Raw genomic sequence first — 16,640 nt, forward strand, 5'->3', positions numbered from 1 at the left:
GTCGAAACCGCCGGGCCGGCCGGCAGGGATCAGTCCTCTTCGCCGTCCTCGGCGTTACGGAACGGAACCTTGATGGTCACGCCGACGCTCGGCTTGCGGTTCTCCTCGTCACCCGCGAGCGGGTCGTTCTGGATGATGTCCTTCTGCATGGGAACTCCTCTCATCGTGTCGGGTGGTGCTTTTTCCGGCGGGGGCCTTGGTGCGGACCCGTCCGGAATCCCCGCTCCGGTCCGAGCGGGAAGTCTTGGGGGCGGCCGCGCGGCCGGGGCCGCGCAGCTCGCGGTCGAGGAAGACCACGGCGCGGCGCAGGACCGCCACGTGGTCGTCACCCCGGTAGCCGTCGTGGCCGGTCTCCAGCCACATCGACTCGTGCGGTACGCGCGCGTGGCGCAGGGCGGCGAGGTAGTCGCGCACCTGGCCGGGCGGGCATTTGGCGTCCCGGGTCGCGGCGACGACGAGGAGCGGGGCCCGCACGGCGGCCGCGTACCGCAGGGGCGAGCTGCGCTCGTACCGCTCGGGCACCTCGTCGGGGGTGCCGCCGAACAGCCGCTCGTCCAGGGCGCGCAGGGCCGGGGTGCTGGTGCGGTGGGCGGCGGCGCAGTCGGCCACGGGCTTCACCGCGACGCCCGCCTGCCACAGGCCCGGGCGCAGCCCGAGGGCGAGCAGGACGAGGTAGCCGCCCCAGGAGGTGCCCCACAGCCCGGCCGCGTCGGCGCGGACGACTCCGCGTGCGACGAGGTCCGCGCGCACCGCGGCCAGGTCGTCGACCTGGGTGAGCCCGACGCCCTGGCCGAACGCCCGGCGCCAGCGCGGCCCGTAGCCGGTGGAACCGCGGTAGTTGACGCGGACGACGGCGAAGCCGGAGGCGACCAGTGAGTGGACCACGCCGTCGTAGGCGTCCCGGTCGTGGTCGGCGGGCCCGCCGTGCACCAGGAACACCGCGGGGACGGCTCCCCCGCGGCCCTCGGGCAGGCTGAGCAGGCTGTGCACCGGGCCGTCGGGGCCGGGCGTCCACAGGTCCCGATGCTCGCCGGGCACCGGGGCGGGGATGCCGTGCGTGGGCGGCAGCGGCGTCCCCGCCGTGGAGCCCATCCGGGGCGGGTTCGCGGTGTCCGTCCAGAGGTAGTGGACGTCGGTTCCGGCGCGGGGCGCGGCGTCCAGGAGGGTGCCGCGCGGCGCCGGCACCGGCTCGACCGTGCGTTCGCGCAGGTCGACGCGGTGCAGCGTGCTGCGGCCGTGGCGGTCCTGGCGCACCAGGACCGAGCGGCCGTCGGGGTGCCAGCGGGCGGTGATCTCGGTGTCGAAGGCGCACCAGGTGTGGGTGGTGATGCCGGATGCGGGGTGCGGATCCGTGTCGGGGTGCCCGGTGCGGGGCTCTGTTTCCGGGCGACCGGTGCCGGGCGCCCCCTCCGGGCGCCAGCTCGCCAGCAGATAGTGGTCGTCGGCCTCGCGGACGAGGAGCAGTTCGGCGTGGTCGCCGGTGGGGGCGAAGCCCAGGGACCAGAGTCTGCCCTGCGGGCCGTCGCCGGGCAGCACCGCGCGCGTGGTGCCGTCGTCGGACAGGACGGTCACGGCCCGCGCCGAACCCGCCGCGCCGCTGACGGCGAGGAGGCGGCCGTCGGGGGTGATGCCGGAGAGGGTGACGTGGCCGTCGACGCGCGTCACCTCGCGGGCCGGGCCGCCGCGCGGCCCGATGTGGACGGCGGTGGTCCGGGTGTCCCCGAGGCCCATCGCCACCGTCGCGTTGTCGCTGACGGCGAGGCCGCGCGGCTCGCCCGGGGCCGGCCCGGTCAGGCCGGGGCGGTCGGCGCCGCCGTCGAAGGGCTGGAACCGCCAGTGCCCGGCGCCGTGTTCGTCCTCGTCGAACCACCACACATGGCCGTCGCGGTCGATGGCGTGGTGGAAGGTGCCGTGCGGGCGGTCGGTGATCTGCCGGGTCCGTCCGGTCCCGGCGTCCCAGGTGAACACCTCGCAGCGGCCATCGGCGTCGCCGGTGAACGCCATCCGCGCCGGGTCGGCGGCGCACACCTCGGGCAGGGCGGCCCGGTAGACCTGGTAGCGGCCGGTCATACGGCGACCCCCCGCGGCGGGACCCGTACGTACGTCGTCCAGCAGGCGAGCAGTGTGAGCACCGCCGCGCTCGCGACGGCGGGCGCGGCGGTGCCCGCGCGGGACGCGCACACTCCCGCGACGACGGGCGCGAGGGCGGCGGAGCCGCCGACGGCGCCGGCGAGGACGGCGGCGGTACGGGCCTGGAGGGCGGGCGGGGTCTCCTGGATCGCCCGGGACTGGAGCGCCACGGTGACCAGCGGCATCAGCAGGCAGAACACCCCGAACAGACCGCCGTACGTCCAGGGCCCCTTCGCGGTCGCGAGCGCGGCGGCGAGCGGCACCAGCAGCCACGAGACGGTGACCAGGAGCCGGGTCGCGCTGATCCGGCCCGCGATGCGGGGCGCGGCCAGCGACCCGACGAGCCCGGCGGCGCCGGAGAGCGCCAGTACGAGACCCATCGGGGCGCCCCCGTGGCCGCCCTTCTGGAGGGTGAAGACGGCGCCGTAGTACAGCGCGACGATCACGCCGTTGACGGTGGTCGTCCAGATCAGGACGAGCCGGAGGAAGGGCGAGGTACGGACGAGGGCGAGCCCGGCGCCGAGCTCGACGCGGAGGGCGGGGCGACGCGGGGGGCTTTGGGCGGGGTCCACCGGGCTCAGGGCGCCGGGGCCGACGACGTGCCCGGGCTCCCCCGCCGCCCCTCCGGGCGCCCCCTCCCCCGGCCGCAGGTCCGACTTCAGCGCGCCCACGCACACGGCCGCGACCGTGTACGACACCGCGTCCGCGACGAAGGGCAGGGCGCGGGAGGCCTGGTAGAGGGCGCCGCCCAGGGCCGGGCCGAGGATCAGCGCGCCCTGGTCGGCGGCCGAGAGCCCGGCCACCACCCGGGGGCTGTCGGCGGGCGGGGCGATCAGGGCCACGGTGCCGGCCGCGGCAGCCTCGTACACCGCGGTGGAGAATCGTTCCACCAGGACCGCGCCCAGGAGCAGGGCGAGCGGCGGGCGGCCCGCGGCGGCGGCGACGGCCACCCCGCCCATGGCGAGCGCCGAGACCACGGCGGACCAGAGCATCACCGGTTTGCGTGCGCCCCGGTCGGCGGGCACGGCGGCGAGCGGGGCGAGGAGCAGCCCGGCCGCGGTGGACACGCCCGCGACGAGCCCGACGGTCGTGGCCGAGTAGCCGAGGCCGAGGAGCAGCAGCGGCAGGACGACGCCGGAGGCCTGGCTGCCGAGCGCGTCGGTGGCGCTCGCGCACCAGAACAGCCGGACGTCCCGGGACAGCGGCCGACGGACGGCGGCCTTGCCGGGCGCCTCGGTGGCGGAGCCCATCAGCGCCCCACGGACAACAGAGCCAGGGCCTGTCCGGCGGATCTGGTCGGCTTCGGCGCGGGGCGCCTTTTCGGTGCTGGTGAGCGGGGGTCTGGTGCGTCCAGCCGCGAGGCGGAGGAGGGCGACATGGCGCAGCCATGGCAACCGACGACAACGCCGCTGGGAATCCCCCTGGCCCTTAAGGCCTTGGGGGAGGGCGTGCCGGACCCCCGCGGCACAGACAGGATCCGCCGGACAGGCCCAAGCTCCGACGACTGCGGCAACTGCGGTAACAGCCCCGTCAACGCCGAAAACCCTGGTTCACGCACAGCCACCCCACAGTTGGTCAGGTTGCGAAGAAAGTGTGCAGGATTCGAAACGAGCGGGAGCCTAACCACGGGTCCGGCGGAGCGACAAGGGTCCTGCCGCCGAGGCCGGAATTGAACTCCGTAAGCGCTCGGCAAAGAAACCGATTGCTCTGTACGGGTTCCGGCACGGGTGGAGGCTCTTACCGGCTCCGGTGCGGGAAAAGGGGAATGATCACGTCCCCCCGACCGGAGTCGTCGGCCGGATCCGGCGCCCTCACTTCGCTGCGGCGAACACCCCGTCCGAACACGCGGAATCGTGCAGCCCCGCAGGCATATTCACCTTCCCTGCGGCGAACCGGACCCAGGGCGCGCACGGCGGACGGCCGACGCGCGGCCGGGCTCGGGCGCCCCGTCGAGGCGACTCGACGCACCCGGACACGCTCCCCGGCGCCGGGTTCTCGGAGCGGTTCCGTCCGGTTCACTCATTGGCCGGAAACATATGCGGCCCGACGGCGGCGCACACCGTTGCTCAGCGAATGATCGGATAGTTTCCGCCCGTGACCATTTCTGTACGAAAGCTGCTGGCGATTGCCGTTCTCGGTGCCGCGCTCGCGGGCTGCAGCTCCGATCCCGCCCCCGCCGACCGTGGCGCGAAGGCGGCGCCGGGCGCGAGCAGGCCGTCCGCCGCCCCCGCGGCGCCCCCCGCCTCCCCCACCCCGCAGGCCCTCCGCCAGGCGCCCACCGTCGCGCCCGGCCCCGGCGGTCTCACCCCCGTCTTCAGCCGCGCCCCCAAGGGCGGGCAGAAGGTCGTCGCGCTCACCTTCGACGCCGATATGACCGCCGACCAGGGGCCGCGCGCGGCGGGCGGCGAGCGCTTCGACAACCCCGCGCTCATCGCCGGTCTGCGGCGGCTCAAGGTGCCCGCCACGATCTTCATGACGGGCCGCTGGGCCGACGAGTACCCGGCCGAGGCGCGCGCCATCGGGACCGACCCGGACTTCGAGGTCGCCAACCACTCGTACAGCCACTACGCCTTCAAGTCCCCCTGCTACGGGCTGCCGGTCGTCGGCAAGGACGAGATGCGCATCGACGTCGAGAAGGCGACCGCCTCCTTCAAGAAGGCCGGGGTGCGCAACGCGGTGCCGTACTTCCGCTTCCCCGGCGGCTGCTACAACGACGAGGTGCTGCGGACGCTGGCCCCGCTGAAGATGACGGCGGTGCAGTGGGACGTGGTGAGCGGTGACGCGTTCGCGCACGACGCGGACGCGGTGGCCGAGCAGGTCCTCGCCGGGGTGAAGCCGGGCTCCTTGGTCGTCATGCACTGCACCCGCAGCGCGGCGCCGGTCACCGACCGGGCGGTCCAGCGGATCGTGCCGGAGCTGCGCAGGCGCGGCTACCGCTTCGTGAAGGTCTCCGACCTCATCGGCTCGGCCGCCAAGAGGTAAACCCCCGGGGACGAGGGCCCGCGGTCAGCCGGAGCAGGCGGTGCGCTGGGCCTCCTGCCACTCGCACACCGGGCAGAGCGTGATGCCCCTGACCGACTCCGGGTACTCGGTCGGCTCGCGGCACAGCACGCACTCGGCGTACGGAGGCCCCTCGGCGGGGGCGGGCCGCGCGGGGGCGGCCGGCGCGCAGTACGTCTCGTCGTCCCTGCCCGTACGGTCCATACGCACGAGCGTAGTCACCCGCGCCGGGAAGTGAGCGCGCAGGCGCCTGCCCAGGCCGCCGCGGTGAGCGCCGCCGCGGCGATCAGCGGCACCACCGCCAGGTGCACATCGCCGGTCCGCGAGCCGGTGACCAGGCCGTTGACGGCGTACCGGGCGGGCGACGGCGTGGCCACCAGGGCGAGCAGCGCCGCGAGCGCGGTGAGGCAGAGCGACCAGCCGCGCGTGTGCAGCAGCGGGCGGCTGCCGAGCGCTCCCACCGCGGCGCCGAGCAGCGCGCAGACCGCGCTCGCCAGCAGCCCGGCCGCCGTGGCGGAGCCGAGCGGCACCGCGACCCGGTGGTCGGCGCTTGCCGGATCACCCACCGCCGCGACGTACAGCGTCCCGGCGGCCCCCAGCAGCGCGGTAGCCCCGAGCGCCGTGGCGAGGGCGGCGAGATGGACACGGCCGGGGCCCGCCGCCGCGGCCGCGCACTCCCGGGCGGCGGCCGGTTCCTGGGTGACGCAGACCCGGGCGAGCCAGGCGCCGACGGGGAGCAGCCCGGCGGCCGCGTACCCCAGCGAGTCGAGGACCGGGTCGCCCGGCTGGACGCCGACGGCGACGAAGGCCAAGTACAGCAGCGCGGGCGCGAGCCAGCGCTGCGAGCGCAGCAGCAGCGCGGTCTGGTAGCGGACGAGGGCGTTCATGGGCGCGACACTCCTCGGATGTGCCAGGGCGGCCGGGCGCTGAGCAGCGCGCGCAGCAGCGCGTCGGAGTGCGCGGCCGCGACCGTGAGCGTGTGCGCGCCGTCCGGGCCCGAGGTCCGCGCGGGCGCGCCGGGCAGCCCCTCCGGGGGTAGCGGTCCGACGACGTCGACGCGGACCAGCGGGCCGCCCGACGGCCCGGAGCCGGAGTGCTCCGCTTCCGTAGCGGAACACTCGGTACGGCGGACCAGACCGCCGCGCCCGACCGCGTACCGCGTGTCCACCGCGTCCGCGAGCCGCCGGAGGTCGTGGTCGACGAAGACCACCGCGGCGCCGTCCGCGACGCGTTCGGCGACCGCGCCCTCCAGCTCGGCGCGGGCCGCGATGTCCAGGCCGGTCCAGGCCTCGTCGAGCACAAGGAGTTCGGGCGCGGCGACCAGGGCCTGGGCGGCGGCGACCTTCTGGCTGGTGCCCTTGGAGAGCTCGGCGAGCGGGGTACGGGCGTGGGCGCCCGCGCCGAACCGCTCCAGCCACTCCCCCGCGCGCGTGGCGGCGGTCCGCCGGGACAGGCCGTGGATGCGCCCGAGGTGGGTCAGATAGCCCGCCGCCGTGAACGGCAGGGCGGCGGGGAAGCGTTCGGGCACGTACGCGGTGCGCGGGCGGCCGAGGGCGCGGCCCTCGGTGGGCGCGTCGATCCCGGCCAGCAGGCGCAGCAGGGTCGACTTGCCGGTGCCGTTGGTGCCCTCCACCCGGACGAGGGTGCCCGCGTGCAGCTCCAGGTCGACCCCGCGCAGCACCCAGGGGCCGCCGAACCCGTACCGGCGGCCCACCGAACGCAGGGTGCGCACGGGCCTCAGTGCTGCTCGGCCTTCTTCGGGGTGGCCTCGCTCGGGCGGACGATGACGTAGCCCTCGCCCTGGAGCATCAGCTGCACGGCCTCGCCGGAGCCGCCGCGGATCATCGAGCCGATGGACTGCGAGCGGTGCAGCGAGGTACTCAGGTTCGCGGTCCAGCCGACCACCGCGTCGGTGTCGACGTAGACGGGCTGCTGCGCGGTGACCGGGATCACCAGCGGGTTGCCCTCGCAGACCAGGCCGAGCCGGCCCCAGCCGGTGAAGACGCTGTTGAAGAGGCCGCCGCCGGCGATGCCGGAGCCCTTGACGGTCTTGATCTCGTACGTGAGGGACGCGTCGAAGCAGAGGACGTTGCGGCCGTTGACCGTCAGGACGTCGCCCTGCTCGATGTCGACGATGAAGCAGTTCTGCGCCTCGTGCGCGAACCACGCCTCGCCCTGGCCCTTGACCGCCATCAGGGGCAGGCCCTCGCCGGTGACGGCGCGCTTGAGCATGCCGCCTATGCCCTGGCTCCGGCGCTCGAACTGCAGGTTTCCGCGGTAAGCGATCATCGCGCCCTGGCGCGCGAGCATCTCGCCGTTGACCGCGTACTTGATGGACTTGGCGTTCTGCAGGGTCATTCCGGCCTCGGTGGCCGGCTGCGCCAGGTGCCCCGCTGAGAAAAGATCGCTCTTCATGCCGGGCATCCTGTCCCGGAAGGATTCATTCCGCCAAGAATCCGGGAATCGGCGGCTGGCAGACTGGTTGGGTGAGCAGTGACGAGACCCCCGTGACCCCCGCCCCGAGCCCGTTCCACCAGGAGCCGAACGTCCGCGACGAGGCTCCTCAGTACGTCCTCCCGATGGTCGTCCGCATCGAGAAGACGGAGCCGCCGGCCCGCACCGACGCGCTGGAGACCGCGGCCCGGGCCGTCCTGGTGATGCTCAGCGACGAGCGGTCGCTCGGCGACGGCGAGTGGGCGCAGACCATGCGGGACTGGCAGGACGCCAGGATCCGCAAGGTGGTGCGGCGGGCGCGCGGCGCGGAGTGGCGCAAGGCGTCGGCGCTGCCGGGCATCACGGTCACCGGGAAGTCGGCGGAGGTGCGGGTCTTCCCGCCGGTTCCCCTCGACGGCTGGCCCAAGGAGCTGGCCAAGCTCCAGGTCTCCGGCACGGACCTGGACGACCCGGCCGGGCCGGGCGGCCCCGGCACCCTCGCGCCGGTGCTGTGGCTCAACCCGGAGCTCGACATGTCGGCGGGCAAGGCGATGGCCCAGGCCGGGCACGGGGCGCAGCTCGCGTGGTGGGAGCTCGCGGAGGCGGAGCGCACGGCGTGGCGGGAGACGGACTTCGCGCTGTCGGTACGGGTGGCGCCCAGCGAGGAGTGGGCGGCGCTGACGGCGAGCGGGCTGCCGGTGGTCCGGGACGCGGGCTTCACGGAGATCGCGCCGGGGTCCGCCACGGTGGTGGCGGACCACCCGGCGCTGCGGGGCCGGCTCGGCTGATCGCGGACCGGTTCGCGGCGCCGCTGAACGCAACACGCGTCCCGTCCGTACCTCCCGGTACTGCCAAGTTGCCTGCCTGGGAGGCATGTTGTGGGACGTATCCGACGGACGGACCGGACCGAAAGGGTCGGAATGCTCGGCCGGTTCAACGGAACGGCACTGATCATCGTGGCGCTCGCCGCCACCATCGGGGCACTCGCCTTCCCCGTCTGGTCGTACGCCGACCGGCTCGGGACGGACCAGTCGAACCTCGACGCGGCGTCCGTGTCGACCCGCTGGGGCCCTCTCTCGCCCACCGACCGCGAGTTCGTGACCAAGGTGCGGCTGGCCGGGCTGTGGGAACTGCCCGCCGGACAGCAGGCGCAGGAGCGGGCGCCGAGCGCGGCGGTCAAGGCGACCGGGGACCATCTCGTGATGGGCCACACCGCGCTCGACAAGCACGTCCGGGACGTCGCCGCGCAGCTGGGCGTCGAGCTGCCCAACCAGCCCAACGAGCAGCAGCAGGGGTGGCTCAAGGAGCTGACGGCGGCGCAGGGCCGCGACTACGAGCTCAAGTTCGCCAACCTGCTGCGGCGCGCCCACGGCAAGGTCTTCAACCTGGTCGCCGAGGTCCGCGCCAACACCCGCAACTCACTGGTCCGGGACCTGGCACAGGACGCCAACCAGACGGTGCTCGACCACATCAACATGCTGGAGTCCACGGGCATGGTCGACTACGACTCGCTGACCCAGAAATAGCCGGGCCCGGGCCCGCGCCGCCGGCCCGGCCGTCCCCCAACAACCTCAAATGAAGCTCTGAAGGCGGGGCGCGGCGGGTTGGCCGGGGCGCGCCGGGGCCATGACCACTCCAGCATCACGTCCCTGCGTCGCGACGTGCCACGACCACCACGCCGGGGAGGCGACCATGGAGCTGGGCATCGGCATCGGCTGGCGGCCCGAGATCGCCGACGCGATCGAGCGGCTGCCGGGCGTCGACTGGGTGGAGGCGGTGGCCGAGAACCTCTGCCCCGGCCACCTTCCCGAGTCGCTGGTACGGCTGCGGCGGCGCGGGGTCACGGTCGTGCCGCACGGCGTCTCGCTGGGCCTCGGCGGCGCCGACCGGCCCGACGCCGGGCGCCTGGCCGATCTGGCGGCGCGGGCGGAGGCGCTGTCGGCCCCGCTGGTCACCGAGCACATCGCGTTCGTACGGGCCGGGGGCGCCCTCACCGCGTCGCCGCGCCTGGAGGCGGGGCACCTGCTGCCGGTGCCGCGCACCTGGGACGCCCTTGAGGTGCTCTGCGAGAACGTCCGCATCGCGCAGGACTCCCTGCCGGTGCCGCTCGCCCTGGAGAACATAGCGGCGCTGGTGAACTGGCCGGACGAGGACATGACGGAGGGCCAGTTCCTCGCGGAGCTGGTGGAGCGTACGGGCGTACGGCTCCTCATCGACGTGGCGAACCTCCACACGAACCGGGTGAACCGGGGCGAGGACCCGGCGAAGGCCCTCTCCGAGCTGCCGGTGGAGGCGATCGCGTACGTGCACGTCGCCGGGGGCGTCGAGAAGGACGGCGTGTGGCACGACACACACGCCCATCCGGTGGGGGCGGAGGTGCTCGACGTACTGGCGGAGCTGGTGTCGCGGGTGGCGCCGCGCGGAGTCCTGCTGGAGCGCGACGACGCGTTTCCGCCGGAGGCGGAGCTGGCGGGGGAACTGGGGGCGATCCGCAGCGTGGTGGCGGGGGGTCCCCCCACCGCGGGGCCTGCGGCCCCCGCACCCCGCTCGGGGATCCGCCCCGGACCCCGCTCCTCAAACTCCCCCAAGGACTTCGTCCAGGGAGCACCCCAAGGGGCTGGAGGTGCCTTGAGGGGCGCGGGGAACCGCGCGACCAGCTCCCACCGGCCCGCAGACGGACAGGGGCCCGGGGCGAAGCCGCGGCTGCGCCTCGCGCTCGCGCAAGTCTCGCTCCTCTCCGCGCTCGTCGCCGGCACCCCCGTCCCGTACGGGTTCGACGCCACCCGGCTGCGTGTCCAGGCGCGGGCGCTCGCGGCGAAGCGGGCCGATGTCGTCGCGAAGGTGGCGCCGGAGCTGCCCCGGATCCTCGGGGACGCGTACCGCCCGGCGTACCTCGCGTACGCCAGGAGCCGCCCCATGGGCGACGGCTACCGCCGCGACGCCCTCGACTTCGTGGAGTCGCTGCTCAAGGAGGAGCTCGACGGCGACGTCGCCCGGCAGCTGGACCGGTGGTGGAGGGAGCGGGCCGGCACCCGGCCGCAGGGTCGGGCCGCCCGGTTCCTGAAGGGGCTCGTCCGGGCCGCCTAGGCAAAGCCGGGCAACCTACCACCCGACTTCGACCATTGGGGCGAACTCGCCCAACTCGTGATGGCCCCCACACCATCTCATCACTGTTTTCCTCAAAAGACTCCCCGGATCACCCGCCTCCGCATTACCGTGCGCACCGCACTTGGAGGCTTTCATGCGTCGGATAATTCTTTCCGGTACCGGCTTGGTCGTCGTCGCCCTGACCGCGACCATCGCCGCCCTGCTCTTCCCCGTCTGGTCCTACGCCGACCGCTCGGGCACCGGACTCGCCAATCTCAACGCGGGTTCCGTACCCACCCGCTGGGGGCCCCTGTCGGCCGCCGACCGGGACTTCGTCGTACGGGTCAGACTCGCGGGGCTGTGGGAGCTGCCCGCCGGGCAGCAGGCCGTCGAGCGGGCGCCCAGCGCGGCCGTCACGGCCGCGGGGCACCATCTGATCGACGGGCACGCGTTCCTCGACGCGCGCGTGCGCGAGGTCGCGGCCCAGCTGGGGATGGAGCTGCCGGACCAGCCCAACGCCCAACAGCAGGGGTGGCTGCGGACCTTGACGGCGGAGAGCGGCACCACCTACGAGCAGGACTTCGCCAATATCCTGCGCTCGGCGCACGGGAAGGTGTTCTCGCTCGTCGCGCAGATCCGCGCCAACACCCGCAACTCACTGGTGCGCGCCCTCGCCGACGACGCCAACACGACCGTCCTGGACCACATCCGGATGCTGGAGGCGACCGGCCTCGTCGACTTCGACGCACTGACCCGGGACAGCGTCGCGGGCACCACCGCGTCCCCGAGCGGGCCGCCCCCGCCCACCCCTGGCGCCACTCCCCCGTCCCCGGCACCGCTCACCCCGTCGTTCCCGCTGCCGCCCGCCGCCAGCCGGGCCGACCCCACCGACACTCCGTAACGAACCGATAACTCCATGTCCACATCATGGGAAAGGCATGGCGCCGAGCTGCCCGTTTCACATACAACTCGGCCATGTTCTGGGTACTTTTCCTGGTCGCCGCGTGCCTCGCGTCCGCCGTCTCGTGCGGGCGGCTCTGCCTCGCCGCGTCCGCCGCGGCCGACCAGGGACCGGTCACCCGGGACCCGGAACTCGGCCTCTCGCTGTACGAGGCCGCGTTCCTCTCGGGCGGCCCGTTACGGGTCACCGACCTGACCCTGGTCACCATGCACCGCGCCCGCCGGCTGCTGCTCGCGCACACCGGCTGGGCCACGGTCGTCGACCCGGAGGGCCGCGACGACCTGGAGCGGTCGGTGATCGGCGCGATAGGCCCGGGCGGACAGGCCCGGATAGCGGCGATACGGTCGACCGCGGCCGCCGCCGACGCGGTGCACGCCCTGGCCGACCGGCTGGCGGCCGCCGGGCTCGCCGTCCCGGACGCGGCCAGGACGGGCGTCACGGCCTCCGTGCGGGCCGTACGCGGCGCGGCGGCGCTCACCTTCACCCTGGGCCTGATCGCGTCCCTGATGCCCGGCCAGGACCGCGCCACCCAGGCCGAGATCGCCGCCTGGTTCTCCCTGCCGATGGTCCTCACCCTCGGCTGCCTCTTCATCGCCCGCTTCGAGGTCCATCCGCACACCCGCTGGGCCTCTCCCGACGGCCAGCGGCTGCTCGGCCGGATCGACCCTGCCGACGACCCGCTCACCGCCGTCGCGGTACGGGGCGTGAGCGCGGTCGACGACCCGGCGCTGCGGACCGCCCTGCGCGGCGGACGAGCGGCCTGACGGGGCTCCGGGCGTAACGGGACCTCGCTCGTCGGCCGGGGCTCCACCCCACGACGGGGCTCGCGGACTTTGGTCCCGGCGCACCGCACGGCGGTGCTTTACTTCGCCAATTACGCAGCTAATCATCCCTTTTGTACCGGACTTTTCGTGCCGGATAGACCCGCAAAGGGATGTGCGATGAGAGCAGCAACGCTGTACGGAACGCTCGGTTCCCTCGTTCTTTCCACCCTGGCCGCCGCACCGGCCGACGGCGTGGATCCGCTCACCGCCGCGGCACGCGGCACCGTGGTCGCCGCCCAGCACGCGGCGGCCGCCAGGATCGCCTTCGGCCGCTGCCCCAAGGCGGAGATGCTCCCCGACGCCATCCAGTGCGGCACGCTCCGGGTCCCGCTCGACTACGCCAAACCGATGGGCCGTCAGATCGCCCTCACCGTCAGCCGGGTACGGGCCACCGGCAAACCGGCCGCGCGCCAGGGCTCCCTGGTCTACAACCCCGGCGGCCCGGGCGCCTCCAGCATGTACTTCCCGATGGTCGCGAACCTCCCCGAGTGGAAGCGGATCGCGGGGGCGTACGACCTGGTCGGCTACGCCCCGCGCGGGGTGGGCCGCTCCGCGCCGCTGTCCTGCCAGGACCCCAAGGACTTCACCAAGGCGCCCACGCAGTCCCCGACCGACCCCTCTCCCTCGTACAAGCTGGAGCGGATCGCGCAGGCCAAGGCGTACGCGGCGGGCTGCGGGCGGAACGCGGGCGCGGCCCTGCGGCACTACACGAGCCTCAACAACGCGCGCGACCTCGATGTGCTGCGGGCCGCGCTCGGCGAGCGGAAGCTGACGTTCATCGGCGCCTCGTACGGGACGTACTTCGGCGCCCTGTACGCCACGCTCTTCCCGTCCCATGTGCGCCGGATGGTCTTCGACTCGGCGGTCGACCCCGACCCGCGGCAGATCTGGTACCGCAACAACCTCGACCAGTCGCTGGCGTTCGAGAGCCGCTGGGAGGACTTCCGCGCCTGGGTCGCCCGGCACGACGGCGTCTACCACCTGGGCACCACGGCCGAGCAGGTCCTGGAGAACTTCGAGAAGGTGCGCGCCCGGCTGGCCGAGGAGCCGGCGGGCGGCACGGTCGGCCCCGCGCAGCTCCAGGGCGCGTTCCTCAAGGCCGGGTACTACGACGACTACTGGGCGATGCGGGCGACCGCGCTCTCGGCGTACCTCAAGGGCGACCCCAAGCCGCTGATCGCACAGGCGGCGCCGCAACCGGAGGCGGCGTGGGACGACGAGAACGGGAACGCCGTGTACACGGCGGTCGAGTGCAACGACGCGCCCTGGCCGACGGACTGGGCCACCTGGGACCGCGACAACAGCGCGCTCGCGGAGATCGCGCCGTTCGAGACGTGGGACAACGCGTGGATGAACCTGCCGTGCGCCTACTGGCCCGCGCCCCGGCAGAAGCCGCTGGACGTGGGGACGCGGCGGGGAGCGCTGCCGCCGACGCTGATCCTGGCGGCCGAACGGGACGCGGCGACGCCGTACCCGGGGGCGCTGGAGCTGCAGCGCAGACTGCCGGGGTCGGTCCTGGTGACCGAGAAGGACGCCGGTACGCACGGCATCGGCGGCGGTCCCAACAAATGCGTCAACGGCTATCTGCTGGACTACCTGCTGAACGGACGGACGCCGGTGCGGCGCGCTGCGTGCGCGCCGCACCCGGAGCCGAACCCGGTGTCGCTGGACGAGCGGTCGGCACCCAGGGCTGGGCAGCGGCCGTCCGCTCTCTGATCTTCCGGGTCAGGGGTGGATCCGGGCCCGCCTCGGCGGGCCCGGTCACCGGGCATACGCGGTGGGGGCGGCCGTCAGGCCAGGCCCGCCACCAGATCCGCGACCGACTTGCGGCGGCCCGTGTAGAACGGGACCTCTTCGCGGACGTGCATCCGGGCCTCGGAGGCGCGCAGATGACGCATGAGGTCGACGATGCGGTAGAGCTCGTCGGCCTCGAAGGCGAGCAGCCACTCGTAGTCGCCGAGCGAGAACGAGGCGACCGTGTTGGCGCGCACGTCCGGGTAGCCGCGGGCCATCTTGCCGTGGTCGGCGAGCATCCGGCGGCGGTCCTCGTCGGGCAGCAGGTACCAGTCGTACGAGCGCACGAAGGGGTACACCGACACGTAGTCGCGCGGGGTCTCGTCGGCGAGGAAGGCCGGGATGTGCGACTTGTTGAACTCGGCGGGGCGGTGCAGCGCCATGTTCGACCAGACCGGCTCCAGGGCGCGGCCAAGCTTGGTGCGGCGGAAGAGGTTGTACGCGCTCTGGAGCTCGTCGGCCGTCTCGGCGTGCCACCAGATCATGAGGTCGGCGTCGGCCCGCAGCCCGGACAGGTCGTAGGTGCCGCGGACGGTGATGTCCTTGGCGGCGAGCTGGTCGAACAGCTCCTGGACCTCGTCCGCGAACCCGGCGCGGTCCTCGGGCAGCACGTCGCGCAGCTTGAAGACGGACCACAGCGTGTAGCGGATGACCTCGTTGAGGTCCTTCGCCTTCTTCCCTGCGTTCGGGATCTTTTCCGGTGCACTCATGAGGCTATTGTCCCGCGTCACGCTGAGTGTTCTGCGCCAGGGTCGACGTGGCGATGATCTCGTCCGCGGCGATCCGGGCGCCGGCGATGCACGCCGGGATGCCCACCCCGTCGTACGCGGCCCCGCAGACCCGCAGCGCGGGCAGCTTCGCGACGGCGGCGCGGACGCGGGCCACGCGCGCGAGATGGCCCACCGGGTACTGCGGCAGGCCCCCGATCCAGCGCGTCACCTCGCTCGCGACCGGCTTGGCGGCGAGGCCCACCGCCTCCCCGAGGTCACCCAGCGACATGTCCACCAGGTCGGCGTCGTCGCGGTCCAGGTGCTCCTCCTCGCCGTACCGCCCGATCGAGGTGCGGAGCACGAAGAGGTCCGGGGCGCGGTCGGTGACCCACTGCCACTTGTACGAGGAGAAGGTGGACGCCTTGATCGTGCGGCCGTCCAGGGACGGGACCAGGAAGCCCGAGCGGCGCTCAAGACGCTCCAGGTCCGCGCGCCGGAAGGCCATGGTGACCAGGGCCATCGAGGCGTACTCCACGGTGGCCAACTCGGCCGCGGCGGCCGGGGACTCGGCGGCGAGCAGCGCGGACGCGGACCAGGCGGGCGACGCCAGGATCACACCGTCCGCCTCGGTCAGGGGCGCCTCCGGGGAGTCCGTGCGGACCAGCCAGCCGGTGGCGGTGCGGGTCAGGGCGAGCACCGGCGCCTCCGTACGGATGGAGCCGCCCTTGGCCCGCACCGCGTCCGCGACCGCGACCGGCAGGGTGCCCATGCCGCCGTCGAGGCCCATGAAGACCGGGCCGTCGTTCTGCGGCCGGGCGGCGGCCTTCTCCTGGATCCGGGCGACGCCGTCGAGCAGCGAGGTGTTCTCGCGCGCGGCGGCGAACAGCTGGGGCACGGCGGCGCGCATCGAGATCCGGTAGGCGTCGCCCGCGTACACCCCGCCCAGGAGCGGTTCCACGAGCCGGTCGACGACCTCGCGGCCGACGCGGCTCGCGACGAACTCCCCGACGCCGATGTCGTCCCCGACCTCGGTCGGCGGCAGTTCGCGGTCCTGGGCGATGCGCGCCAGGCCCTCGGCGGAGACGATCCCGGTGAGCGAGGCCGGGTCGGCCGGGACGCCCATCAGATGCCCCTTGGGCATCGGCCGCAGCGCGCCCCGCGTCCAGATCGCCGCTGTCGCCGCGGGCGGCCGCAACTGGTCACCGAGGCCCACCTCGCGCGCGAGGCCGATGCCCTCGGGCCGGCGCGCCAGCATCGACTCGGCGCCGAGGTCCACGCGCGCGCCCTCGATCTCGCCCGCGTACAGCTTGCCGCCGAGGCGGTCGGTGGCCTCCAGGACGGTCACGCGCGCGCCCGACTCCAGCAGGCGGTGCGCGGCGGCGAGTCCGGCGATGCCGCCTCCGACGACGACGATGTGCGGTGCGCTGACGGCCGAGTTGTCCATGCGTCCACTCTCTCAGACGCCACCGACAGCCCTGCGGCGAGTGGAGCGCCCGGGGAATTCCCGGGCGCTCCCGCACGTATCTTCCGAAGGAAGAGCGGGACGGACCGAGCTAGGGGTGCGCAATGGCGGCGGAGCGACTGGTGGTCATCGGGGGCGGCGCGGGGGGGGTGTTCCCCCCCGGGCCGGCCCCCCGGGCGCAAGGGCCCGGCGGAATGGGGATAGGGGTGGTGGGGGGCGGCCCCATCAACACGTAAAAC

14 protein-coding genes and 1 pseudogene are annotated in these 16,640 nt (G+C 74.0%); 7 read left to right on the top strand and 8 right to left on the bottom strand.

Going from position 1 to position 16,640, the window contains the following annotated elements:
- Positions 1–108: 108 nt before the first annotated feature.
- The gene (locus tag ACFWA7_RS36835; RefSeq protein ID WP_385827450.1) at positions 109–2,070 is read right to left on the bottom strand and encodes a prolyl oligopeptidase family serine peptidase; all 1,962 of its coding nucleotides are present in this window, start codon (positions 2,068–2,070) and stop codon (positions 109–111) included.
- Positions 2,067–3,380, bottom strand: a complete 1,314-nt coding sequence (locus ACFWA7_RS36840) for an MFS transporter (protein ID WP_385827452.1) — start codon at positions 3,378–3,380, stop codon at positions 2,067–2,069. The genes ACFWA7_RS36835 and ACFWA7_RS36840 overlap by 4 nt, the downstream gene beginning before the upstream one ends.
- A gap of 844 nt (positions 3,381–4,224) precedes the next feature.
- Between ACFWA7_RS36840 and ACFWA7_RS36845 the strand changes: the two genes are divergently transcribed.
- Complete coding sequence (locus ACFWA7_RS36845) at positions 4,225–5,112, top strand: polysaccharide deacetylase family protein (protein WP_385827454.1); 888 nt, start codon at positions 4,225–4,227, stop codon at positions 5,110–5,112.
- Between the two features lie 24 nt (positions 5,113–5,136).
- On the opposite strand, the gene ACFWA7_RS36850 is transcribed toward ACFWA7_RS36845, so the two are convergent.
- The 4 genes from ACFWA7_RS36850 to ACFWA7_RS36865 are packed head-to-tail and all read right to left on the bottom strand — an operon-like array spanning position 5,137 to position 7,545.
- Complete coding sequence (locus ACFWA7_RS36850) at positions 5,137–5,334, bottom strand: hypothetical protein (RefSeq protein WP_385827457.1); 198 nt, start codon at positions 5,332–5,334, stop codon at positions 5,137–5,139.
- A gap of 14 nt (positions 5,335–5,348) precedes the next feature.
- Positions 5,349–6,017, bottom strand: coding sequence for an ABC transporter (locus ACFWA7_RS36855; RefSeq protein WP_385827459.1), 669 nt, complete (start codon positions 6,015–6,017; stop codon positions 5,349–5,351).
- Positions 6,014–6,871, bottom strand: a complete 858-nt coding sequence (locus ACFWA7_RS36860; RefSeq protein WP_385827465.1) for an ATP-binding cassette domain-containing protein — start codon at positions 6,869–6,871, stop codon at positions 6,014–6,016. Before ACFWA7_RS36860 ends, ACFWA7_RS36855 begins: the two co-directional genes overlap by 4 nt.
- Positions 6,868–7,545 (bottom strand): AIM24 family protein, encoded by a 678-nt coding sequence (locus ACFWA7_RS36865; RefSeq protein WP_385548533.1) that lies wholly within the window; start codon positions 7,543–7,545, stop codon positions 6,868–6,870. The genes ACFWA7_RS36860 and ACFWA7_RS36865 overlap by 4 nt, the downstream gene beginning before the upstream one ends.
- A gap of 71 nt (positions 7,546–7,616) precedes the next feature.
- Here ACFWA7_RS36865 and ACFWA7_RS36870 point away from each other — a divergent pair, with 71 nt between their 5' ends.
- The 6 genes and pseudogenes from ACFWA7_RS36870 to ACFWA7_RS36895 all read left to right on the top strand — a co-directional run bounded on the left by ACFWA7_RS36870 (position 7,617) and on the right by ACFWA7_RS36895 (position 14,151).
- Positions 7,617–8,351: an aminoacyl-tRNA hydrolase gene (locus ACFWA7_RS36870; protein ID WP_385548536.1), complete on the top strand. Its 735-nt coding sequence runs from the start codon at positions 7,617–7,619 to the stop codon at positions 8,349–8,351.
- 132 nt (positions 8,352–8,483) lie between these two features.
- Positions 8,484–9,124 (top strand): annotated as a pseudogene (locus ACFWA7_RS36875) (DUF4142 domain-containing protein); the annotation flags it as partial.
- 131 nt (positions 9,125–9,255) lie between these two features.
- Positions 9,256–10,650 (top strand): DUF692 domain-containing protein, encoded by a 1,395-nt coding sequence (locus ACFWA7_RS36880; protein ID WP_385827461.1) that lies wholly within the window; start codon positions 9,256–9,258, stop codon positions 10,648–10,650.
- Positions 10,651–10,804: 154 nt separating this feature from the next.
- A complete protein-coding gene (locus ACFWA7_RS36885; protein ID WP_385548541.1) occupies positions 10,805–11,551 on the top strand; it encodes a DUF4142 domain-containing protein in 747 nt (248 codons plus the stop codon).
- Positions 11,552–11,625: 74 nt separating this feature from the next.
- Entirely contained in the window at positions 11,626–12,375 is a 750-nt protein-coding gene (locus ACFWA7_RS36890; RefSeq protein ID WP_385548544.1) for a TIGR04222 domain-containing membrane protein, read from the top strand.
- A gap of 177 nt (positions 12,376–12,552) precedes the next feature.
- Positions 12,553–14,151: an alpha/beta hydrolase gene (locus tag ACFWA7_RS36895; protein ID WP_385827463.1), complete on the top strand. Its 1,599-nt coding sequence runs from the start codon at positions 12,553–12,555 to the stop codon at positions 14,149–14,151.
- Positions 14,152–14,225: 74 nt separating this feature from the next.
- Here ACFWA7_RS36895 and hemQ read toward each other — a convergent pair whose 3' ends face one another.
- Entirely contained in the window at positions 14,226–14,939 is a 714-nt protein-coding gene (hemQ, locus tag ACFWA7_RS36900) for a hydrogen peroxide-dependent heme synthase (protein ID WP_371655273.1), read from the bottom strand.
- A gap of 4 nt (positions 14,940–14,943) precedes the next feature.
- Positions 14,944–16,383, bottom strand: a complete 1,440-nt coding sequence (gene hemG / locus ACFWA7_RS36905) for a protoporphyrinogen oxidase (RefSeq protein WP_385548552.1) — start codon at positions 16,381–16,383, stop codon at positions 14,944–14,946.
- Between the last annotated feature and the right edge of the window lie 257 nt (positions 16,384–16,640).

It is taken from the genome of Streptomyces sp. NPDC059994, assembly GCF_042737755.1.
Lineage (GTDB): Bacteria > Actinomycetota > Actinomycetes > Streptomycetales > Streptomycetaceae > Streptomyces.